A 20,268-nucleotide genomic window follows, 5' to 3' on the forward strand; every position below is an offset into this window, starting at 1 on the left:
CGAGCGACGCCGCCGGCGCGCTCCGGATCCGCGGCGTTCCCGACCGGTCAGGCCCCGCCGAGGTAGAGTTCGGCCACGTCGTCGCTCTCCAGGAGTTCGTCGCCGGTCCCCTCGAACCGGTTCTCGCCCATGTCGAGGACGTAGCCCCGATCGGAGACCGAGAGGGCTTTCCGGGCGTTCTGTTCGACCATCAGGATGGCCGTCTCGGTTTCGTCGCGGATCCCCACCAGTCGGTCGAACATGTCGTCGACGAGGTCGGGCGCGAGGCCGGCGGAGGGTTCGTCGACCAGCAGGAGGTCGGGATCGATCATCAGCGCCGAGGAGAGCGCGAGCATCTGCTGTTGGCCGCCGGACATGGCGCTCGCGCGCATGTTCTCCCGCTCCTCGAGGAACGGGAATCGATCCCACACCGCCTGAAAGTCCTCGGGCGAGGGGTCGTCGATGTACGCCCCCATCTCCAGGTTCTCGCGGACGGTGAGGGTTGGGAAGATGTTCTCCCGCTGTGGGACATAACACATGCCGCGCTCGGTCACCTGGTCCGCGCGGAGGTGGGTGATCTCCTCGCCGTCGAAGGTGACCGTCCCCTCCCAGCAGTCGATGAGGCCGTAGATGGCCTTCATCATCGTCGACTTGCCCGCGCCGTTGGGGCCGATGATGGTGACGATCTCCCGGTCCTCGACGTCGAGGTCGACGCCGTGGAGGATCTCCGCGTCGCCGTATCCCGACACCACGTCGCGGGCTTCGAGCAGCGCCATCGGTCACCCCACCCCGAGGTAGGCGTCGATGACGGCTTCGTCGTTGCGGACCGCCTCGGGCCGACCCTCGACCAGTTTCTTCCCTTCGTTCATCACGATGATCGTATCGGAGAGTTCCATGATCACTTCCATGTCGTGTTCGACGATGCAGAAGGTGTACCCTTCGTCGCGCAGCGCCTCGATGCGACTCATCAGCTTCTCGGTCAGGGCGGGGTTGACGCCCGCGACGGGTTCGTCGAGCAGGATCACCCGCGGTTCGAGCATCAACACCCGCCCGAGTTCCAGCAGTTTGCGCTGCCCGCCCGAGAGGTTGCCCGCGGGCTCGTCGCGCAAGTGGTCGATTTCGAGCAGTTCGAGCATCTCCTCGGCCTGCTCCCGGACCGCGTCCTCCTCCGCGGCGACGGCGTCGCGCCGGAACCAAGCGTTGGCCAGGTTCTCGCCGGCCTGTCCCTGCGGCGCCAGCATCAGATTCTCGAGTGCGGTCATCTCGCCGAGTTCGCGCGTGAGCTGGAAGGTGCGGACCAGCCCTTCGCGGGCGAGCATGTAGGGTCTGCTGTTGGTGTGGCCGGGACGGCGCTGCGTGGCCCGCTGTTTGGCGAGGTAGCCGCCGGCGCCGAGGGCCGCCCCGGCGACGGTGGTTCCGAGGGCGGGGAGGGCGCCCAGCCCCGCCGGGCCGAGGCCGACGACGCCGCCGAGGACGCCGGCCGTGATGCCGCTGGCACCGCCCCAGATGACCGTCTCGTCCCGGTCGGGGCGCATGATCGTCTGCAGGTCCCGGCCGTCGTACCGGACGGTCCCGCCGTCGGGTTCGTAGAACCCGCTGACGAGGTTGAACGTCGTCGTCTTGCCGGCGCCGTTGGGACCGATCAGCCCCGTGATCGCCCCCTCCTCGATGTCGAAGGTGGCGCCGTCGACGGCGACGATGCCCCCGAAGGTCTTCCGGAGGTCCTCGACCTCGACGATGGGATCCCCGCTCATCGGTCCACCTCCGAGGCCGTGCCCTCCTCGCGGCCGAGCAGTCCCTCCGGCACGTAGTAGAGCACGAGCAGGAAGAGGACGCCGACGACCACCAGCCGGAACGCCTGGATGTTGACGCGGACGGCGGGCGGGAAGTAGGCGGCGAGCTGGGTCGTCGCCTGCTGGAACGCCCAGAAGATGCCCGCGCCGAGGATCATCCCCTTGTTGTTGCCCGCGCCGCCGAGGAACATGATCAACAGGGTGATGAAGGTGATCCGCGGCGCGAAGGTGGTGAAGGTCAACCCCTGGGCGTACATGGCCCACAGCGCGCCGGCGAAGCCGCCGAGCGCGGAGCCGAGGACCATCGTCTGGACCTTGTAGACGAAGGGGTCCTTGCCGAGCGACTTCACGACCGTCTCGTCGTTGCGGACGGCCCGCAGGACGCGGCCGAACGGCGACTTGACCGCGAGTTCCAGGGCGTAGTACAGGCCGGCGAGAAAGAGGACGAAGCCGGCGAGCTGGAACCGCGAGTAGTCGACCTTGGTCGTCAGGTCGCCGATGAACACCACCCCGTAGTCGATGCCCACGTCGCCGCCGAACTGGAGGGTCCAGACGACGTTCTGGAAGAGCACGTTGAGCGCGCCGGCGAGGTCACCGTCCCCGAGCGGCCCGAGGGTGGGCAGGAGGAAGTACCACAGCGAGAGGAACCACAGCGCGCCGACGCCGACGACCGTGAGTTTCACGTCGGCGAGCCACTCGACCCGCGTGACCCCCAGGTAGTACGCGGCCACCAGGGCGCCGAGCAGGGAGAGGGTGAGGGCGCTTTTCAGCCCGACGGAGTCGACGACCGGGAGCGGGAGGAGCGAAACCAGCAGGCCGGTGCCGAGCGCGACCCCGACCAGCCACTCGCGGCGTCCGAGGTGGCCGTAGTGGCCCGCGACGGCCACCAGCGCCACGAACCACGTGTACAGCGAGACGAGGACGCCGACGGTCAGGAGCGGGTCGACGGCCACCAGCAGGACGAAGGCGACGACCCCCGCGGCGACGCCGGCGAGGGCGCTGACGGCCGAGGGCGATCCGAGGCCGCCGTCCCGGCCGTGGAGACGCGCCAGGCCGAACGTCGTCACGGCGTAGACCGATCCGAGCGGGAGGCGGCCGTCGGACGCGCGGAAGCGGCCGAGGACGCCGGTGGCGATGGCCCAGACGACGGCGACGACGAGGCCGAAGATGGCGGGGCCGATCACCGTGTCCATCGCCAGCGGGAACAGCGACTGGAGCGGCGGGCTGTACCCCCGCAACGCGTCGGGGCCGTTGGCCAGCCACGTCTCGGACTGGATGATCCGCTGGAAGATGACCGACACGCCGAGGACGGTGATGGCGAGGTAGTCCTCGCGCAACCTGATCGTCGGCAGGGCGACGAGCCCGCCGACGAGGCCGGCCAGCAGCGTCGCGGCGAGGATGGCGACGGCCCACGTCCCGATCACGGGCACGTCCCCGAGGCCGATGACGTAGGCGGTGAAGTCGGTGGGGTCGTCCGGGCCGAGGACGAACAGCGCCGCGGTGTACGCACCGACGAGGTAGAAGCCCACGTGGCCGAAATCGAGGAGTCCCGTGTGGCCGTACTTGACGTTCAGCCCCAGCGAGAGGATGCCGTAAATCGACACCAGGAGCATAAAGGAGATGACGACGTCGGAGGCCGCCATCTCAGCTCCCCCCCACGATGCCCTCGGGCTTGACGAGCAACACGATCAGGAGGACGACGAACGCGACGGGGATGCGGTAGGTGGCGCTGAGTCCCGGGATGGCGAAGATGCCCACCTCCATCGCGAGGCCGACGACGTAGCTCCCGAGGATGGCGCCGTAGACGCTGATGCCCCCGAGGATGACGCCGGCGAACATGGCGAGCAGGAGGTTGAACCCGAGGTTGATCGTGATGGAGCTGAACAGGAACCCGAGCATGACGCCGCCGATGGCGGCGAAGAGCCCGGAGATGATCCAGACCGAGGACATCACCTGCCGGGTGTTGATCCCGCGGACCATCGCGAGCTGGCGGTTGTCGCTGGTCGCTCGCATCGCCTTGCCGAGCGTCGTCGCCTGCAGGAGGTAGTGGAGGGCGGACATCATCAACAGCGCGAGGGCGACGATGCCGACCCGCAGCGGCGAGGTGCGGATGCGGGTGGCGGCGATGGCGGCGTCGGGGACGGTACCGCCGGCGCCGCCCCAGAAGACCGCCGCCCCGAGGCCGAGGGTGACGACGCCGGAGAGCGCGGCGGCGAGCCGCGGCCCGACGACCCCGGCGGTGTCCCGTCGCCGACGGTGGGCCGCGTACGCGACGGCGGCAGTCGCGGCGACGACGACGGCCAGTTCGAGCCAGGAGTAGCTCATCACGAGGAGCTGTCTGGAGGTGCCACCGCGGGTCTCCTGAATGCTGACGAACAGCCCCTCGGTCACCACGAAGAAGTCGAAGAACTTCGCGAGCGTGAAGTCGAGCGGCCCGCCGACGAAGGGGACCGTCGTCTCGACGGAGTAAAATCGAATCTCGCCGCCGAATATCGTCTGGATGCCGAACCGGACGACGAAGGCCACGGCGAGCGAGACGATGAGCATCAAGGCGAGTTCGACGTCCTTCTCGCGGAACTTCCGGAATATCAGCGACTCCAGCAGGGGAACGATGGCGCCGAGCAGGACGAACGAGAAGAGCAGCGCCGCCTCGAAGGCCGGCGCCCCGAGCACCACGGCCGCGCCGACGGCGGCCGCCACGAGGCCGTGGACGGCGAGCGCGAGGCCGTCGGGGACGTCGACCCCCCACCAGCTCCCCTTCAGCGCGCGCATGCCCCCGAGGTGATAGATCGTTCCGAGGACGCCGGCCGCCGAGAGGACGAACAGCACGGCTGCGCCGGCGACGCCGACCTGCTGGGGGCCGGTCGCGAGCAGGTCGAACAGCGGCACGGTGTCGGGTTTGTTGACCAGGAGTGCGGTGTACGCTCCGAGCGTCAACAGGTCTCCGTGTGCGAAGTTGGGCACCTCGGCGATGTCGTACACCAGCGCGAGACCGGTCGCGCCGAGGGCGACGATGCTTCCGGTGACGACGCCCGTGACGATTGCGTTCAGTAATCCCGTCTCGGCGGCCATGACTGGTGATGACATACCACGGTTAATATCGTTTTGGTGCCGCCCGACCGGTCGCGACGACGCCGTGGTGCCGTGACTCGCTGGCCCACGGCGTTCGCGGTCCGCCGGACCTTGTTACTAGTTCGCACAATCTTTCGTCGCTGGCATGACGATACGTCTACCATATCGCCCCTCCAGTGGTATGAACAGACACTATTGAGCCGATTGAGTCACGCACGTACATATTTTTCGCCAACTAATTCACACATTTGGTACGAGCGAGCAATAGATTAATTTATGACAAGAAAGAACACGGCACACGCAATGTCAGATCACAGTCGACGCGACGTCCTCAGAGGGCTCGGCGCGACCGGAACGGCCGGCATCGTGTCGCTCGCTGGATGTTCACAACAGGAAGGCGACGGCGGCGGGAGCACCCCCACGGCGACGGAGATGGACGGCGGTGGCGACGACGGCGGCGACGGCGGCGACGGCGGCGACACGGCGACGGAGACGGAAGGCGACATGGGCGGCGGTGAGCCCATCGCGCTCGGCTCCATCTTCCCGATCACCGGAACCAACAGCGCCTACGGGGGCGGTCACCAGCAGGCGTTCAACCTCGCCGTCGAGGAGATCAACGACAGCGGGGGCGTCCTCGGCGGGCGGGAGATCACCCCCATCAACCGGGACACCGAGGGGAGCCCCTCGCGCTCCGCCCAGAAGTTCCGGACGATGATCAACCAAGAGGGGATCGTGGGTCTCGTCGGTCCCTACTCCAGCGGGATCGGGACGACGCTCGCCCCCATCGCCCGCGACAACCGGGTGATGGAGGTCTCGAACGGCAACACCTCGCCCGCGCTGGCGACGGCCGGCGTCAACGAGAGCAACGGCGTCAAGTACTACGGCCGGACCTCGCCCAACGACGTCCAGCAGGCGCTCGTGATGGCGCGCGTCCTCAACCAGTCCATCGAGGCGGAGTCGGCCTCGTTCCTCTACGTCGACAACCCCTACGGACAGGGGTTGGCGGAGGCCGCGAGCCAGAACTTCGAGGGCGAGACGCTGAACATGGTGGCTTACTCGCAGGCGACCAGCGACTACACCTCGACGCTCGACTCGGTGTTCGAGGGCGACCCCGACGCCGTCGGCGCCGTCATGTACCCCGGCAACGGCCGGACCATCCTCCAGCAGTGGAACCAGGGCGGCTACGGCGGGCAGTGGGTCGGCGCGGAGGCGATCCTCTCTCCGCAACTGCTGTCGGACCTCTCGGAGATCGTCGAGGGCATGTACATCACCTCCCCGCAGACCGCGAACAGCGAGACGTTCCAAGAGAACATGGGCGGCCAGGGCAACATCACGCAGTTCGCCCCCCACGCCTACGACGCGACGTACCTCATGGGCTTCGCGATGGAGAAGGCCGGCGAGGCGAGCGGCACGGGTATCGCCCGGAACATCCGCAGCGTCTCCCGTCCCAACGACGGCGACACGACCGTCTCGGTCGCCGAGTTCGGCGCCGGCAAGGAGGCCATCGGCGCCGGCGACCCGATCAACTACGACGGCGCCTCCGGGTCGGTCGACCTGAACGAGAACCTCGAACCGGTCGTCCCCTACCGCATCCTGCAGGTCCAGAGCGGTGAGGCCCAGGTCGTCGAGGAGGTGCCGCTGTCGTACTTCGAGGGCAAGATCTGATCGCCTCCCGGCGAACTTAACGGCCCCACCCACCTACCACGCGTATGGTAACGCTCGAGACGGAGTGGCACCCCTCGACGAAGCTGAACGTCGTCGGCGCGGCACTGGATTTCACGAGCGTCGACCCGCTCCCCGAGACCGTCACGCGCGACGAGATCGAGGAGTACTGCTACGCGCTCGAACAGCTGTACGGCTCCTACGTCGACGAACTGGTCGCCGAGACGACGCTCTCGAGCCGCGAGGCCCAGACGTGGGTGTTGCGGAACCTCGTCCACGAGGGCGCCGACCGCCTCTCCTTCGAGGCGATCGGGCTGTACGTCTGGGCCATCGGCCGGTCGGCCGACGGCGACCCCCTCTCCCGGACCATCGTCACGGGGTACCACGAGCGAGCGACGGCGAAAATCGACGCCGCGGAGGCGACGGTCAAGCGGACCCAGCCGCCGCCGTACCCCGACGACCTCTTCGCGGAGCCGACGATGCTGTGGGTCGAGGGCGAGGTGGCCGAACGGCTCGCCCGCCGACTCGGCCCCGAGGAGGGGTTCAGCGACGCCCTCGAACGCCTGCTCGACGAGACGCTCGACGCCGTCCCGCTCGCGGACCTCGTCGAGCGGTTCCGCGACGCCGGCGCGGCGTACGTCGGCGTCCGGACCGTTCAGCCCGGCTGGGACCGGGAGCTCCCGCTGTCGGTCCACGCCCCGCCGTCGACGGACGTGGACGTCGAGGCCGACGCGGTCCGCGTCGACGGGACGCCGTACCCCTTCGGGGTCGAGACCCGCCCGCCCGACGCCGGAACGGGATCGCTGCTCACCCTGTACGGCGACGGGGTGACGCCCGACGCCGGCGTCGAGCGCCTCAGCCGGGCGCTGACGCGGGTCGAGGCGACGCTGCCGGAACTCGTCGAACGGGCGCGCGAGGCGGGCGTGTCCGGGCTCGCCGTGGCCGACGATCCGGTCGGTGCCGGCGCGCACCTGCTGGCGATCCGGCCGCCGGACGCGGCGTCCGGGCCGTTCGAACACCTCGACCGACTCGCGCTCGACGACCGGACGCTCACCGTCGGGCGGGTGACGACCCTCTCGGCCGACTCGTACGCCGACCGCGCCGACGGGGCGACGCTCCTGTGGACGGCCCCCGACGCGGACCTCGACGAACGCCGGGACCTGCCGGCCGACCCGGTCGAGCGCCGCGAGCGGTTCCCGACGGCGGTGCTTCACACCGACTGAGAGGCGTCGCCGTGTGTCACTGCCGCTGCCCGCCGCCGTCTCCCTAATAGGAAGACGTGGCCTCGTTGAAAACCCTCGCTGACATGATGGACGAGTAGTCCGAAGGAGGATGGACGCCCTGCCAAAGTCGCGTCTTCTCCGTTTCGTCGAACGGGCTATGGTGCTGGCTCGCCGTGCTGTTGTACGGTTTTCGACACGCTATTCGCGGACGCGGAGCGGAAAGACTTCGCGTGAGTGCTTAGCCACGGTCCGCCACCTGTGCATCGAAAAGTGCGGTAGTAAATCGATGGGAGCGTGGACGAGGTACGCGCGCTGGATTCAGCGGGACTGCTGGAACATATCATCGACCGAGTGTTTCAACAAGGCCTCAAATCCGATTGCTCAGCCCCAGTCCCAGATTAATTCTGGCCTCGATATGAGGAGAACACAGAAGATAACGAGGACACTGAGGCTGAGTATTCGCAGTGCTCCTGCTGAACGTTGTCGGGTCGGAGGAAGAGATTCGGCCACCCCAGAGAACGCAAACGCGATGCCTAAAAAGAGCATGTTGTGAGGGCCGTCGAGTACAATACCGAAATACACCCACCCGAGGAGACAGCCGAGCGAGAAGAACGAGAAGACGAGGCCCTTTCGGCGTCCATCCGGCTCACGAAACAGTATCCGTTGAACTACTCCCACACGTAACGACAAATTTGTCCTTCAATAAAGCGTTCGGCTGTACTTACCGACGCGACTCACCGCATCGAGGGTATTCCATCATATCCCTGACTGTGGTTCAGTCACACCTCCGTGAGCGTGGATTAGCGAAATCCGGGGTGTCCCTCGAGGGGACGCGCCCCCGGTCGATTTCGGGGCTCTCCCACCGCCATCCGTGTATTTGTTTGTATGTCCTGCTAGTTTAGCGAATCGCAACACGGCGAGGGATGCCCCGTTTAGCGAGAGACGCGAATCTCGAATGGGGGGTCGTTCAGACGAACGCCAGAAAAGTGTGCGAACAAGGAGTGTACGGCGGAAAGAGCCTAGGCCGGGATGTGGAGCACCGGGGCGCTCGTCGCCGTTCCGGCGTTACACGCGGCTGTTTAGCAGGTGAGAAGTGGCTGCTCGAGGTCCAGTCTCGGCTCCAACGCTCTCGAGGGTACATTCTTACGTCGGGAGGCCCGACATAGCGATGTAATGGCGTCGTCTACCAGTTCCGAACCGGCCGACGAGTTGGCGACTGCCGTCGGTCGGTACGTCCTCGGCGAGATCTCCCTCGGGAAGGCCGCCGAAGCGGCAGGGATGTCCCGCTGGGAGTTCGAGGAAGTGCTTCGAGACGCCGGCTTCGAAGCGCTGTACGGGCCGCGGACGGACGACCAACTGGATGCGGAACTCGACACCGCCCGGAATCCCGGCGAGTAGATGGCGAAACGGCCCCCGCAACCGGTGTTTCTCGACACGACCGTCGTCAGCAACTTCGCCAGCACGGACGGAATCGGATTGTTCACGACGGTGCTCGACTCGCCGGTCGTCGTGCCTGCCGTTCGCGAGGAGATCGAACGCGGCGAGCGTGCCGGATACGAGTATCTCGATGCGGCAGTCGCTGCGCTCGGCGAGTCGCTACCTGTTCGAGAGGTACCGTCCGAAGCCGACGATTCGGACATCCGCGACCACCTCGACGCCGGCGAAGCGGAATCGATACTGGGCGTACTCGCCCACGGTGGAACGGTGGCGACCGACGACCTGGCCGCCCGCCGAGTCGCCGAGCACAGAGAGGTTCCCGTGACGGGATCGGTCGGACTGCTCGTGCACGGTGTCGAATTAGCTCATCTCGACCGCGACACCGCAGACGAGTGGCTCGATACGTGGCGAGAGCGGCGCGGGTACTACGCGCCCGTCGAAAGCGTGACAGAGGTCCTCGGCGACGAAGGGTAGTGACTAGTCAGTCGGACTCGGCCCGCAACGTTTCGAGCGCGGCCACGTATCTCTCTGCCAGATAATCTACTGCCGCAGTAGTTCGGTCCGAGATCACGTCGACGCGCGCCCGGTACTCGTCGTCGCTCAGATCGACAGCCTGGACGCATTCGACGTAGCGGTCCAGGGCGGTCTGGAACGTCTCCATGTAGTGGTCGTGCGGGGCGTCGACGCGGTCCATGTTTCGCTCGATACCCTCGAAAAGCGCCCGATAGATCGTCGCAGCCGCGCGATGGCGACCCCGCTCCCGATATCGGTCGGCTGCATCTAGGAACCGCGAGAAGTCGATCACGTTGAGGACGATCCCGTCGTCCCTCGCATATTCGTCGAACAGTTGCTCGACGTCAACCCGGTACTCGTCGACGGATTTTTCGACCGTGTCGCCGAACCGCGCGAGAAATCGCTCGCGCATCTCGGGATTCCGGGCGAGTTCCTCGACGACGAACGAGCGAAGGTCGTCGAACGACACGTCGTCGACCACCGCCTCCATGTGTTCGCGCTGGTCCGCTGGCGGCTCCTCCGCGACATCCAGCAGTACCGCCACGACGTGCTTGCAGTCCCCGGGGCCGGTGTATGGGCACGTGCAGGTCGTACTGACGACCTCCTCAGTACGGTCGACCATAACCTCGTAGAGTCGTGAGCCCTGCACAATCGCCGTGACGAGGCTTCCGAATCTGTTCCGTCGCTGGATACGCCCCTCGGAACGATAGGTTTGCCCCCGTTCGAACACTGCCTCAGTACAGCGATCCCGGATCTGGTTCCGTCCGATATCCATTGGCACCGGCTGAAACGTACGGGTCAGTGGGTATTGGGTATTCGGCCCCGTATGTCGTCTGTGGACACCGGAAATAGACGACTGTGGACCGAGTATTCGGATTCGAGTGTTGCCGACCGTCACATCATAACTCCAATCCCGATGAGAAAGACACCAATAGATATTAGCGGGGTCACAAAAATACGCTCCGCTTAGTAAAGTGAAGAACTTTCCGACTCGGAACGACCATTTTTGACGACGTTGGCTCCTGCTACGGCTAAAACTAATCCACAGACTATGAAAACAACTACAAGTACTGTATTGAGAGTACCCGAGATAACATCGACTCCGTAGCCTGCTATCAGGTGTTCCCGTCCAGTTAGGGCGAGTCCCAGCGGGGCAATACCGATCAAGATCATCGTCACCCCGAGAAAGATATCGCCGATTCGCCTCTGGTTCATGTGGGATGTGACAAATCGCTTTTGCTTGATTCTTCTCCTCTACTTACCGAAGCAACTCGCCACATCGAGGGCCTCTCGTCACTTAGTCATCGTCGGCGGTGTACGCGCCGCCACGGCGCTTGATACGTGCGACGACGAGCCGCTGGCGTCCCGTCGGAAGCTCACGGAGAGCCGGAACTCCCCGACGCGTATCTTCTTGTACGGACTGTTCCGGAGCGGCTCGCCGTAGTCCGGCGGGTCACGCCACGGCGAGGAGACGATTTCATCGAGCTTGTCGCGTATCCGGTCTTGGTCGGCGGGAGACAGTCCGTCGAGGTCGTCTTCGGCCGTCGAGGAGAATTCCCACGTCCACTCCCCATCACTCATCCGTGCCGAACCGCTCGCGGGCTTCCTCGGCGCTCGTCGTTCGTCCCTCGCGGATGTCTTCCTCGGCTTCGAGCAGGGCGACGAGTTCGTCGCGGTCGAACGTCGGGAACTCGACGGCGTCCCGAAGCGTGTACCGGATGAACTCGCTTCGGCTGTTGAACCCGCGCCCTTGCCACGTATCGTCTATCCGTTCGAGGAACGACTCGGTGACCTTGAAGTTCACCGTGACGATGTCGTCCCCGCCGTCGTCGTTTGTGGCCGCTTCGGACATACAGTCGTAATACGTTGGTCTTACCAATAGCGTTTCGCCGGAACCTCGCGTACCGCGTAACCGACGTGGATAGCCGCATCGAGGGGGTGTTCTATCACATTCTTGACTACGTTTCATCCCTCTCTCCGTGAGCGTGGATTAGCGAAATCCGGGGTGTCGCTCGAGGGGACGCGCCCCCCGATCGATTTCTGGTCTATCCCGGCGCTGTCTGTGAATTAGTTTGTGTCCTGACAGTTCAGCGAATCGCGTTACGGCGAAGGATGCCCCGTTTAGCGAGAGAAGCGAATCTTGAACGGATTTTATCCAGACGAGTGTAGTCAGAAAAGTGCCCTCACAAGGAGTCTATGGCGGAAAGAGCCTAGGCCGGGATTTGAACCCGGGGTCTCGTCCTTACCAAGGACGCGCTTTACCGCTAAGCTACCCAGGCACGCGTACACCGGTTGGCCGGAGCCGTCTTTAGGCGTTTCGATTTACGGGTCGGCGGGCGGGGCGGCGTCGCCGCCGGCGAGGGCGAGCACTCGGTCGGCCGTGGCGTCGGGGAGCGCGGCGTCGGGCGGGGGAAGGTCGCCGTCGAACTCGCGGGCGAGGTCCGCGGCGTATTCGAGGAGGTCGTCCCCGGGCGAGACGCCGGCGGCGGTCGTGCCGGCGGCGACGGCGAGGGCGAACACGTCGGCTTCGAGGTTGCGGTCGAGGGCGGGACCGTCGGCCCCCGCCGCGCGGCGACGCGTCTGATCCCGGCCGAACGCGCGAACCACCTCGACGGCGCGCTCGGCGGTTTCGGTCCGTGCGAGCAGGTAGAAGCCACGGGAGACGAGGACGTCCGCCGCGAGGATGTCGAGGTCGGCCCGCCGGCCGGCCTCGTCGTCGTCGAGCCAGGGTTCGGTGTGGGCGAGCGAGCGCGTGAGCCGCAACCCCTCGTAGATGAGCTGGACGCCGGCACCGCGTTCGGCGACGTGTTCGGCGTCCACGGTCGCATCGAGGGCGTGGGCGCTCACCATCGTCAGGACGCTGGGGGTCATCGACGCGTCCGCGAGGCGGTCCCGAAGCGCCTCGCCGAGCCGTTCGGGCTCGATGTCGGCGAGCGCGTCGCGGGCGGCACGCCGGGCCCGTACGGCGTCGTCCATTGCCGTACGGTTGCGGTGCGATGGCCAAAGACCTTTGGAAACGGCCGGCCGCGGGCGGGGAGTCGGGGGTGTGAGCCCCGCCTCGGCGGACGAGTCGTCGGGAGCGTGCCCCGGACGGGACGGACGCCTACAGGTAGAGCGGGTCGGGCGACGGCGGCATCGACCGCTTGTGCGCGCTCGTCTCGTAGAGGTCGACCACGCGGTCGACCTGCTCGGGGGTCACGTCGAGGTGACGGACGGTCGCGGCCCGGGAGAGCGGGCCGTCGACGTGGAGCGCGAGGATGGCGTCCAGCGTGTCGTACCCGAGGCCCATCTCCGCCTCGTCGGTCTGTCCCGTCCACATCTCCGCCGAGGGCGTCTTGGTCACGAGGTCGTCGTCGACGCCGACGTGGGCGGCGAGCTGCCGCACCTGCTGTTTGTAGAGGTTGCCGATGGGGTGGCAGTCGACCGCACCGTCGCCGTACTTGGTGAAGTAGCCGGTGAGCGCCTCGCTCCGGTTGCCCGTCCCGAGGACGATCCGGTTCTCGGCGTTGGCGACGAAGTAATCGAGGACCGCACGGATACGCACCCGAACGTTGCCGGCGGCGGTGCGGAGCGGGTCGGTATCGACCCGCTCGGCGGTCGCCTCGCCGGGGAACGCCTCGACGAAGGCGTCGTAGATGGGACCGATGTCGATCACGTCGTACTCGACGCCGAGGTCGCGGGCGACGCGTTCGGCGTCGCTCATGTTGTCGGCGGCGTTCACCTCGCTCGGCATCACGAGCCCGTGGACGCGCTCCGCACCGAGCGCCTCGACGGCGAGGTGGGCGGTCAGCGTGCTGTCGATGCCGCCGGAGAGGCCGAGCACCGCGCCCTCGGCCCCGGCGCTGTCGACCGTGCGCCGGATGAAGTCCGTGACGTGGTCCCGGACCGCTTCCAGTTCCGCCTCGGAGAGGCGGAGGTCGAGCGGGGCCGACGCTTCCAGAATGACGGATTCGTCGCTCATCACCACCTCGTACGGCATCCGGTTTGAAATACTCTCCCGTTGAGGGGACGCGGTGGACGCGCGTTCGTGCGACGGCCCCCAAACCGACGGGACCGACAATTACTCCACGTCGAGTTCGGTGTCGTCGACGGCGCCGGCCGTCCCGCTCGCGGCGTCCCGGCGCTCGCCCGCCGAGCCCTCGGCCCCGGCACCGGCCGCCGTCTCGGCGCCCTCGCGGATCCGCAGCACGCGGCGATACGGGAAGAAGTCCCGGCCGTCGGCGTGGGTGACCCAGACCCCCGAGTCGTAGAACTCGACCGAATCGGCCCGAATCGACGCCTCGCCGAAGTCGGCGCTCGCCTCGTCGGTCAGGAACACCTCGAAGGACTGTGTGTCGGTCATGTCAAGTCCCGGCTACGACCCGTGACGGCATAAGCGTTCGTTCCGCGAAACGCTACGTTGAAGTGGGACGGCGTGGAAGCCGGTGACACGAGCGCCGTCGGTCCCGTGAGTTCGGCGAGGGGGACCGCGGGGCGAGCCGAGGAGCGCCGTTGGTCCAGTGGTAGGACAGTGGCTTCCCAAGCCACTAGCCCGGGTTCAATTCCCGGACGGCGCATGTTCCGAACGGAGTGAGGGGGATCGCCGGACGGCACGCGGCGCCCGCTTGCGTCGCCCGGTCACGCCGTCGCTCGACCGCCGCCGCCGAACACGCCACCGTTTATGTGTCGAGCGTTGCGACCACCCGACGTGTTCGCCCTCCAGTCCACCGCACCCTCGCTGGCACCGCCCGTGGCGATGCTCGTCGTCTTCGCCCTCCTGGGCGCCGTCGTCGGCGCCGTCGGGAGCGCCGTGGCCCGCCGCCTGTCGAACCCAGTCGCCAAGTACCGCGTCCTCTACGCCGGCGTCCTGTTGCCCTTCGCGCTGCTCGCGTACGGCGTCCTCGCTCTCCTGGGGTTCGGCGGGGCCGTCGCCGCGACGGCGCTCGGCGGAACCGACGGGGTGGCCGCCACACTCCTCGCGGACTTCGTCGGCCTCCTCGGGGCGGGGCTCGTCGGACTGGCCGCCTACGCGCCGACGGTTCGTGGCGTGCGGGCCGTCCGCGACATCGACCTGTCGACCGGGCGGGCGCTCGCCCGGATGGCGCGCTACGTCGTCGGCCTGAGCGCCGTCGTCGCCGTCGTCATCGCCCCACTCCGGCTCACGGGCACCGCGTCGCCGCTCGGACTGGCCGGCGTCTTCGTCCTCGTCGTCGCGGCGACGCTCGTCGGATCGCCGTGGATCGTCGCCGCGGTTCGGTCGACGGCGACGCCGACGGGGGCGACCCGCGAGCGCGTCGACGCCCTCCGCGAGCGGGCGGGACTCGACGTGCGGGACGTGCGGGTGCTCGACACCGACGACGAGGAGACGGCGACGGTCCACGTCCGCGGTCCGCCCGGCTATCGGCGGCTGTTCGTCACGACGACGTTCCTGGATCGCTTCGACGACGACACCGCCGCGGCGCTGCTGGCGGTGGAAGCCGGCCGGATCGAGGCCCACGTCCTCCCCGCGCGGGCGGGGAGCGTCGTCGCCGCCGCCGTCCCCCTCGTCGCGTCGGTCGCCGGACGGGGGCCGCGCTGGGTGCTGCTCGGCGCGGCGTTCGTCGCACTCGGCGTCGGCTTCGGGCTCTGCCGGCGGGGGGTGCGTGCGGCCGACGACCACGCCGCCGCGCGGGTCGGTGCCGACGCCGTCGCGGACGCGCTCGAACGCTACGCCGACGTCCACGGGATGGAGCCGACCCGGCGGCGCGTCCCGAACCCGCTCTCGATCAACGTCGCGCTCGGCGACCGGATCGACCGCCTGCGCGAGCGGTAGCTACGGCCCCGCGTCGTCGACGGCGGCCCGCAGTCGCCCGGTCGCGTCGGCGTCGTACCGGAGCACCCGCCGCCACCACGGCCCCTTCCCGGAGTCGGCCGAGAGGTCGGTGACGAGCGGCCCGGCCGTGGCGCCCGCCTCGGGGTCGCTGAGGGGCACCGCCCGCTCGAACAGGCGGGAGTCGTCGCCGCCGGCCACCAGCACCTTCGCGTCGAAGTCGGCGCGCTTGCAGTGGGCGTTGCTGGCGAAGCGCTCGCGCTCGGCCGGCGGCAGGTCACGGTACGTCTCGCCCGTCACCGCGCGCTCGACGCGGAACTCGCCGATCAGGTAGGCGCCCCACTCCGGCGGGAGGTCGGGCGCCGCCTCGGGGTCGCCACGCAGCGAGAGCGTCGCGTAGAAAAAGAGCGAGTCGCCGGGGGCGAGCGCGGAGAGCGGGCCGGCCTTCACGCCGTGTTCGTCGCCGTAGGTGTAGGCCGTCGAGCCGTAGATCCCCGCGAACTCCGGGTCGAGGTGGACGCGCCGGTCGGCGACGTCCGAGACGTCCACGCCGAGCGGGACGGCGAGGTCGCCGTAGGTCGGCACCGGCTCGGCGGTCGGCTCCCGCTCGGGGATGGGGACGTACGCGAACCGGCGGTCGGGGAGGACGGGACCGCGAAAGCCCGGGAGGGTGGTGTTGGCGCCGACGTTGATGGCGACGGCGCGGGCCATTCAGGCGGGGACGAACCGGAGGACGCGGTCGTCGCTCGCGACGGGCGATCCCCGGCCGTCGCGGTTGCTCGTCGTCGCGTGGAGGTGGCCCTCGGGGCCGGTGAACACGGTGCGGATCCGGCCGAACTCGCCGCCGAACAGGCGGTCCTCGGCGACGACGTCGGGGTCGTCACCGCCGTCGAGTCGAACCCGGTGGACGTGTTCGGCCTTGAGCGTCCCGAAGAGGAAGTCGCCGCGCCACGCCTCGATCGGGCCGTCGTAAACGGTCGCGCTGGCGGGGGCGATGGTCGGCGAGTAACTCGTGACGGGATCGGTGAAGCGGTCGTCGTCGCTCGGCCCCGTCACCTCGGGCCACCCGTAGTGGGCCCCCGCGCGGAGGACGTTGATCTCGTCCCCGACGTCGGGGCCGTGTTCGGTGCTGTAGATCTCCCCACGCCGGACGGTGAGCCCCTGCGGGTTGCGGTGCCCGTAACTGAAGACGGGGGAGTCGAAGGGGTTGTCCGGGTGCGGGTCGCCGTCGAGGGTGATCCGCAGCACCGATCCCGCGAGGACGTCGGGATCCTTCGCCAGGGCGCCGTCGGCGGCGTCGCCACAGGTCATGTAGAGGGCGTCGTCGTGGACGAGCAATCGACCGCCGTCGTGGATGAACGACCCCGGAATCCCCTCGATCAGGGGCTCCCCCGCCCAGTCGTCGTCGAGGTCGTGACGCACCAGTCGGTTCGCCGTCCCGCCGTCCGCGGGTTCGTAGGTCTGGTGGGTGTAGGCGTACGGCTGGTCGGGGTGGAAGGCCAGGCCGAGCAGACCGCCCTCGCCCGCGGCCTTCACCGGGACGTCCTCGACCACGGGTTCGACCGCCCCGTCAACGAGGCGGACGATCCGTCCCGGCCGCTCGGTGAGATAGAGGGTGCCGTCGCGGAACGCGGTCCCCCACGGCACTTCGAGGTCGGTCGCGAGCGTCTCGACGGCGACGTCCGCGTCCCCGGACGGGGCGTCGTCGCTAGCGTCGCCGTCGGTGGTAGCGGTGGCGGTGGCGGTAGCGGTAGCGGTAGGTGACGCGCCGTCCGAATCACGCGGCCGGCTCCCACACCCGCCGAGCGCCGCCGCTGCGCCGAGGGTCGCCAGATAGCGTCGTCGGTCCATATCCGCCCTGAGGGCGCGAGCCGTAAAACTACGTCGAGGGATCCAGGTCCCGCTCGAACTCGTCGAAGACGTCGAGGTCGTCGGGCAGGTCGTAGGCGATGCGGCGGTCCTCCTGTCGGTTCTCGCCACCCGTCTCCAGCGGGTCGGCGCGGTCCCCCCAGCCCGGCTTGACGCGGACGCTCTTGGCTGGCATGCCGACCGCGATGTGGTGGTCGGGAACGTCGCCCTGCACCACCGCCCGGGCGCCGACGACGGCGTTCTCGCCGACACGGCACCCCGCGCTGACCATCGCGTCGTAGGTGATGCGGGCGTCGTCCTCGATGATCGTGTGGTAGTTGCGGACCTCGGTCTGGTCGACGACGTCGTGGTCGTGGCTGTAGACGTGGACGCCGTCGGAGAGGGAGACGCGGTCGCCGACGGTCAGTCGCCCCCGGTCGTCGAGGTGGACGTCGTCGTGGACGACCACGTTGTCGCCGACGGAGATGTTGTGGCCGTAGGTGAAGGAGATGCCCTTGAAAAAGCGGCAGCCGTCGCCACACTCCGCGAAGAGGTGATCGGCGAGCATCGCCCGGAACCGGAGCGCGAACTCCACGTTGTCGGCCATCGGCGTCGCGTCGAACTGCCGCCAGAGCCACTGGAGGTACTTCGATTCGGTGAATCGCTCCTCGTCCTTCTCGGCGTAGTACTCGCTTTCGAGCGTGGCGTTACAGGGGTCGTACCCCTGCAGGCGGACGCGTTCCGCGGGCGAGACGTCCCCGCCGTCCTGCCAGCGCTCGTACGCCTCGCGGTCCCCGAACAGGTCGATCAGCACGTCCTGTACGACGTTGCACGTGTCCTCGTCGGAGGCCAGTCGCTCGTCGACGTGGTCGATGAACTCCTCGAGGCCGGCGTCGGCCTCGATGGGGAGCGAGACGTGTCGCTTCGTCATTGCAGGCGTGATAAGACGGGGGTTCCCAAAGGGGTTCGGGTGTGCGTGCCGGGCGGGAAACTGGGCGGGCGGAGGCGAGGAGACGGAGCGGTGCGAACCGGTGACGGCTACGCGAGGAAGACGTGTCGCGGCCGGTCGGCGAGCACGTCACGCCCCCACGAGACGGTGTCCGCGAACTCGTCGGAGCGGAAAAAGCCCATGGCGTCGTCCTTCGAGCGCCACTGGCTGGCGATGAACATGTCGTTCTCGTCCTCGAGGTTGACCATCAGATCCGTCTCGCCGTGGCCCTCCATGTCGGCGAGGAGGCCGCCCACCGTCTCGAACTTCTCGACGAAGTCCTCGCGGTGCTCCGGCTCGACGGTGTAGAACATCCCCATGGTGCCGAAGCCGGACTCCTCGCCGGCCCGGCTGACGATGTCGGGGAGGTCCGACAGGAAGCCGGCGGCGGTGTCGGCGGCGCTCGCGGTGTCCCAGATGCTCACGACCGCCCGCCGGTCGCGTTCGAGGGCGTCGTACACCGCCGTCTTCACGTGCGTGTCGTAGTGATCGAAGTTCGAGCGGAGGCCGTCCACCTCCTCGAACAGGTCGTCCGCGTCGGCCTCGGAGTAGAGCACCGTCGCGTAGACGTCCTCGCCGTGGGGCTTGCCGGCGTAGACGTCCAGATCCGCGAGTTCGCCGCGGATGTCGTCGTCGCTCTCGTCGGTCCCGCCGCCGCTCTCGTCGTGGTGGGCGTCAGAGCCGTGGTGGCCACCCGCCTCGTCCTCGCCGCCGTGGTGGGCGTCAGAGCCGTGGTGGGCGTCGGCCTCGCTCCCGGCGTCCGCGTCGCCCGTCGGCACCGTCTCGCCGTCGAGGAAGGCGGGCAGGTCCGCGGGCGGGAACCGCCGGCCGACGTAGAAGGGGCCGAACTCGCTGTAGCGGGCGCTCGCCTCGTCGTATCGCATCTCGTAGACGATGTCCTTCAGATCCGTCGGATCCTCGGAGAAGAGCGTCACGCCCCACTCCCAGTCGTCGAGGCCGACCGACGACGCGACGATCTGTTTCACCCGACCGCCGAACTCGCGGCCGTGTTCGCCGTGTTCCTCCATCATCTCGCGGCGGCGCTCGAACGGCAGGTCGTACCAGTTGTCCTGCTCGCCGCGCTTCCGGCTCATCGGGTAGAAGCTGAGGTACTGTCCCTCCGGAATCTCGGGTTCGAGTTTCCCCTCGATGTAGCGTTTCAGGCCGGTGTCGACCTCCTCCTCCTCGTCGGCGAAGTAGGCGTCGGAGACGTAGCCGCTCACCTCGGTGACGGAGACGTAGGAGGTGGACTGCTCGGTGACGGCGCCGAGGGCCGTGCGGTCGAAGCGCCGTTCGGCCGTCGAGAGGGCGTCGAGCGTCGGCCGCAGGTGGACGATCAGCAGGTCCGCCTTGTGGCCGAGCATGGCGAAGACGGCGGAGGCGCCGTCGTCGGCGTCCTCGACGTTCTCGTGGGCCCGGAGGTACGCCACGCCCTCCTCGACGGCCCGCTCGCGCTCCCGTTCGGGGGCGTCGCGCCACGCCGCCCAGTCGATGCGACGGAAGTCGTGCAGTACGTACCAGCCTTCGTCCGTCCGGGGAGGCTCTCGCATGTCCGCCCGTTGGGACCGCTGGGGTATGGGAGTTGCGTGTCTTCGCGGTCGCCGGGAACGTGGGCGGCCCCGGCGCGGACCCCGACCGCCGGGTTTTCCGGGCGCGAGGCCGACGGGTGGGACGATGACCCACGGGACTGTCGCGGCGCTCGCCGGGACCGCCGCGCCCACGCTCGGCGGTGCCGTCGAGCGACTGGCGCTCCTGGTCGCCTTCGGCGCCCTCGTCGTCGCCGCCCTCGCCCTCCAGTTCGCGAAGGTGCGGGCGCTGTACGGGGGCGACGCGACTGACGGCGACGAGCGCGTCACCTGTCCCGCGTGTGGCGCCCGCACGGCGGCCGACGCGGCGACGTGTGACTACTGTGGCGACCCGCTCGGCGACGGCGAGGGCGGGTGAGCGTCGGCCGCGGGCCGGCCG

21 protein-coding genes, 2 tRNA genes and 2 pseudogenes are annotated in these 20,268 nt (G+C 68.3%); 8 read left to right on the forward strand and 17 right to left on the reverse strand.

Annotated features, from left to right (window positions below; translation table 11 throughout):
• Positions 1-47: 47 nt before the first annotated feature.
• The 4 genes from NBT67_RS11130 to NBT67_RS11145 are packed head-to-tail and all read right to left on the reverse strand — an operon-like array spanning position 48 to position 4,859.
• The gene (locus NBT67_RS11130) at positions 48-755 is read right to left on the reverse strand and encodes an ABC transporter ATP-binding protein (RefSeq protein WP_251341791.1); all 708 of its coding nucleotides are present in this window, start codon (positions 753-755) and stop codon (positions 48-50) included.
• A 3-nt stretch (positions 756-758) separates the two neighbouring features.
• Positions 759-1,733 (reverse strand): ABC transporter ATP-binding protein, encoded by a 975-nt coding sequence (locus tag NBT67_RS11135; RefSeq protein WP_251341792.1) that lies wholly within the window; start codon positions 1,731-1,733, stop codon positions 759-761.
• Entirely contained in the window at positions 1,730-3,415 is a 1,686-nt protein-coding gene (locus NBT67_RS11140) for a branched-chain amino acid ABC transporter permease (protein ID WP_251341793.1), read from the reverse strand. Before NBT67_RS11140 ends, NBT67_RS11135 begins: the two co-directional genes overlap by 4 nt.
• A gap of 1 nt (position 3,416) precedes the next feature.
• Positions 3,417-4,859 carry a branched-chain amino acid ABC transporter permease gene (locus NBT67_RS11145; protein ID WP_425498840.1) on the reverse strand — a complete coding sequence of 481 codons (1,443 nt, stop codon included), beginning with the start codon at positions 4,857-4,859 and terminating at the stop codon, positions 3,417-3,419.
• Between the two features lie 288 nt (positions 4,860-5,147).
• Between NBT67_RS11145 and NBT67_RS11150 the strand changes: the two genes are divergently transcribed.
• The 3 genes and pseudogenes from NBT67_RS11150 to NBT67_RS11160 all read left to right on the forward strand — a co-directional run.
• The gene (locus NBT67_RS11150; protein WP_251341794.1) at positions 5,148-6,509 is read left to right on the forward strand and encodes an ABC transporter substrate-binding protein; all 1,362 of its coding nucleotides are present in this window, start codon (positions 5,148-5,150) and stop codon (positions 6,507-6,509) included.
• A gap of 44 nt (positions 6,510-6,553) precedes the next feature.
• The gene (locus NBT67_RS11155; RefSeq protein ID WP_251341795.1) at positions 6,554-7,729 is read left to right on the forward strand and encodes a hypothetical protein; all 1,176 of its coding nucleotides are present in this window, start codon (positions 6,554-6,556) and stop codon (positions 7,727-7,729) included.
• 109 nt (positions 7,730-7,838) lie between these two features.
• Positions 7,839-7,943: pseudogene (locus NBT67_RS11160) on the forward strand (IS5/IS1182 family transposase); the annotation flags it as partial.
• Positions 7,944-8,110: 167 nt separating this feature from the next.
• Here NBT67_RS11160 and NBT67_RS18260 read toward each other — a convergent pair.
• Complete coding sequence (locus tag NBT67_RS18260) at positions 8,111-8,407, reverse strand: DUF8011 family protein (protein WP_484494549.1); 297 nt, start codon at positions 8,405-8,407, stop codon at positions 8,111-8,113.
• Positions 8,408-8,902: 495 nt separating this feature from the next.
• Here NBT67_RS18260 and NBT67_RS11165 point away from each other — a divergent pair, with 495 nt between their 5' ends.
• The gene (locus NBT67_RS11165) at positions 8,903-9,127 is read left to right on the forward strand and encodes a UPF0175 family protein (protein ID WP_251341796.1); all 225 of its coding nucleotides are present in this window, start codon (positions 8,903-8,905) and stop codon (positions 9,125-9,127) included.
• Positions 9,128-9,640, forward strand: a complete 513-nt coding sequence (locus NBT67_RS11170; RefSeq protein ID WP_484494550.1) for a PIN domain-containing protein — start codon at positions 9,128-9,130, stop codon at positions 9,638-9,640.
• Positions 9,641-9,647: 7 nt separating this feature from the next.
• On the opposite strand, the gene NBT67_RS11175 is transcribed toward NBT67_RS11170, so the two are convergent.
• The 8 genes and pseudogenes from NBT67_RS11175 to NBT67_RS11210 all read right to left on the reverse strand — a co-directional run bounded on the left by NBT67_RS11175 (position 9,648) and on the right by NBT67_RS11210 (position 14,021).
• Entirely contained in the window at positions 9,648-10,577 is a 930-nt protein-coding gene (locus NBT67_RS11175) for an SWIM zinc finger family protein (protein ID WP_251341798.1), read from the reverse strand.
• 68 nt (positions 10,578-10,645) lie between these two features.
• Positions 10,646-10,894 (reverse strand): hypothetical protein, encoded by a 249-nt coding sequence (locus tag NBT67_RS11180; RefSeq protein WP_251341799.1) that lies wholly within the window; start codon positions 10,892-10,894, stop codon positions 10,646-10,648.
• Between the two features lie 82 nt (positions 10,895-10,976).
• Positions 10,977-11,260: pseudogene (locus NBT67_RS11185) on the reverse strand (type II toxin-antitoxin system RelE family toxin).
• On the reverse strand, positions 11,253-11,531 hold the full coding sequence (locus NBT67_RS11190; RefSeq protein WP_251341800.1) for a ribbon-helix-helix domain-containing protein: 279 nt from the start codon (positions 11,529-11,531) through the stop codon (positions 11,253-11,255). The pseudogene NBT67_RS11185 and the gene NBT67_RS11190 overlap by 8 nt, the downstream one beginning before the upstream one ends.
• A gap of 355 nt (positions 11,532-11,886) precedes the next feature.
• A tRNA-Thr gene (locus NBT67_RS11195) sits at positions 11,887-11,958 on the reverse strand.
• Between the two features lie 43 nt (positions 11,959-12,001).
• The gene (locus NBT67_RS11200) at positions 12,002-12,655 is read right to left on the reverse strand and encodes a DUF7114 family protein (RefSeq protein ID WP_251341801.1); all 654 of its coding nucleotides are present in this window, start codon (positions 12,653-12,655) and stop codon (positions 12,002-12,004) included.
• 127 nt (positions 12,656-12,782) lie between these two features.
• Positions 12,783-13,640, reverse strand: a complete 858-nt coding sequence (locus tag NBT67_RS11205) for an NAD+ synthase (protein ID WP_251341802.1) — start codon at positions 13,638-13,640, stop codon at positions 12,783-12,785.
• A gap of 99 nt (positions 13,641-13,739) precedes the next feature.
• Positions 13,740-14,021, reverse strand: a complete 282-nt coding sequence (locus NBT67_RS11210; RefSeq protein ID WP_251341803.1) for a hypothetical protein — start codon at positions 14,019-14,021, stop codon at positions 13,740-13,742.
• Between the two features lie 143 nt (positions 14,022-14,164).
• On the opposite strand from NBT67_RS11210, the gene NBT67_RS11215 reads away from it, so the two are divergent.
• Both NBT67_RS11215 and NBT67_RS11220 read left to right on the forward strand, forming a co-directional pair.
• A tRNA-Gly gene (locus tag NBT67_RS11215) sits at positions 14,165-14,235 on the forward strand.
• A 131-nt stretch (positions 14,236-14,366) separates the two neighbouring features.
• Positions 14,367-15,470 (forward strand): M48 family metalloprotease, encoded by a 1,104-nt coding sequence (locus NBT67_RS11220; protein WP_251341804.1) that lies wholly within the window; start codon positions 14,367-14,369, stop codon positions 15,468-15,470.
• Here NBT67_RS11220 and NBT67_RS11225 read toward each other — a convergent pair whose 3' ends face one another.
• The 4 genes from NBT67_RS11225 to NBT67_RS11240 form a co-directional block, all read right to left on the reverse strand.
• Positions 15,471-16,178 (reverse strand): Nmad3 family putative nucleotide modification protein, encoded by a 708-nt coding sequence (locus tag NBT67_RS11225; protein ID WP_251341805.1) that lies wholly within the window; start codon positions 16,176-16,178, stop codon positions 15,471-15,473.
• Complete coding sequence (locus NBT67_RS11230; RefSeq protein ID WP_251341806.1) at positions 16,179-17,318, reverse strand: PQQ-dependent sugar dehydrogenase; 1,140 nt, start codon at positions 17,316-17,318, stop codon at positions 16,179-16,181.
• 28 nt (positions 17,319-17,346) lie between these two features.
• A complete protein-coding gene (locus tag NBT67_RS11235) occupies positions 17,347-18,246 on the reverse strand; it encodes an acyltransferase (RefSeq protein ID WP_251341807.1) in 900 nt (299 codons plus the stop codon).
• A gap of 107 nt (positions 18,247-18,353) precedes the next feature.
• Positions 18,354-19,853, reverse strand: coding sequence for a heme-binding protein (locus NBT67_RS11240; RefSeq protein WP_251341808.1), 1,500 nt, complete (start codon positions 19,851-19,853; stop codon positions 18,354-18,356).
• Between the two features lie 124 nt (positions 19,854-19,977).
• Between NBT67_RS11240 and NBT67_RS11245 the strand changes: the two genes are divergently transcribed.
• Entirely contained in the window at positions 19,978-20,247 is a 270-nt protein-coding gene (locus tag NBT67_RS11245; RefSeq protein WP_251341809.1) for a zinc ribbon domain-containing protein, read from the forward strand.
• Positions 20,248-20,268: the final 21 nt, after the last annotated feature.

It is taken from the genome of Haloplanus sp. GDY1 (assembly GCF_023703775.1).
Lineage (GTDB): Archaea > Halobacteriota > Halobacteria > Halobacteriales > Haloferacaceae > Haloplanus > Haloplanus halophilus.

Excerpts from the sequence above, each read along its gene's own strand:
- NBT67_RS11135 (WP_251341792.1), bottom strand. The coding sequence starts at position 1,733 with ATGAGCGGGGATCCCATCGTCGAGGTCGAGGACCTCCGGAAGACCTTC.
- NBT67_RS11155 (WP_251341795.1), top strand. The coding sequence starts at position 6,554 with ATGGTAACGCTCGAGACGGAGTGGCACCCCTCGACGAAGCTGAACGTC.
- NBT67_RS11130 (WP_251341791.1), bottom strand. The coding sequence starts at position 755 with ATGGCGCTGCTCGAAGCCCGCGACGTGGTGTCGGGATACGGCGACGCG.
- NBT67_RS11225 (WP_251341805.1), bottom strand. The coding sequence starts at position 16,178 with ATGGCCCGCGCCGTCGCCATCAACGTCGGCGCCAACACCACCCTCCCG.
- NBT67_RS11150 (WP_251341794.1), top strand. The coding sequence starts at position 5,148 with ATGTCAGATCACAGTCGACGCGACGTCCTCAGAGGGCTCGGCGCGACC.
- NBT67_RS11200 (WP_251341801.1), bottom strand. The coding sequence starts at position 12,655 with ATGGACGACGCCGTACGGGCCCGGCGTGCCGCCCGCGACGCGCTCGCC.
- NBT67_RS11205 (WP_251341802.1), bottom strand. The coding sequence starts at position 13,640 with ATGAGCGACGAATCCGTCATTCTGGAAGCGTCGGCCCCGCTCGACCTC.
- NBT67_RS11165 (WP_251341796.1), top strand. The coding sequence starts at position 8,903 with ATGGCGTCGTCTACCAGTTCCGAACCGGCCGACGAGTTGGCGACTGCC.
- NBT67_RS11180 (WP_251341799.1), bottom strand. The coding sequence starts at position 10,894 with ATGAACCAGAGGCGAATCGGCGATATCTTTCTCGGGGTGACGATGATC.
- NBT67_RS11140 (WP_251341793.1), bottom strand. The coding sequence starts at position 3,415 with ATGGCGGCCTCCGACGTCGTCATCTCCTTTATGCTCCTGGTGTCGATT.
- NBT67_RS11235 (WP_251341807.1), bottom strand. The coding sequence starts at position 18,246 with ATGACGAAGCGACACGTCTCGCTCCCCATCGAGGCCGACGCCGGCCTC.
- NBT67_RS11230 (WP_251341806.1), bottom strand. The coding sequence starts at position 17,318 with ATGGACCGACGACGCTATCTGGCGACCCTCGGCGCAGCGGCGGCGCTC.
- NBT67_RS11240 (WP_251341808.1), bottom strand. The coding sequence starts at position 19,853 with ATGCGAGAGCCTCCCCGGACGGACGAAGGCTGGTACGTACTGCACGAC.
- NBT67_RS11170 (WP_484494550.1), top strand. The coding sequence starts at position 9,128 with ATGGCGAAACGGCCCCCGCAACCGGTGTTTCTCGACACGACCGTCGTC.
- NBT67_RS11210 (WP_251341803.1), bottom strand. The coding sequence starts at position 14,021 with ATGACCGACACACAGTCCTTCGAGGTGTTCCTGACCGACGAGGCGAGC.
- NBT67_RS11245 (WP_251341809.1), top strand. The coding sequence starts at position 19,978 with ATGACCCACGGGACTGTCGCGGCGCTCGCCGGGACCGCCGCGCCCACG.
- NBT67_RS11145 (WP_425498840.1), bottom strand. The coding sequence starts at position 4,859 with ATGTCATCACCAGTCATGGCCGCCGAGACGGGATTACTGAACGCAATC.
- NBT67_RS11190 (WP_251341800.1), bottom strand. The coding sequence starts at position 11,531 with ATGTCCGAAGCGGCCACAAACGACGACGGCGGGGACGACATCGTCACG.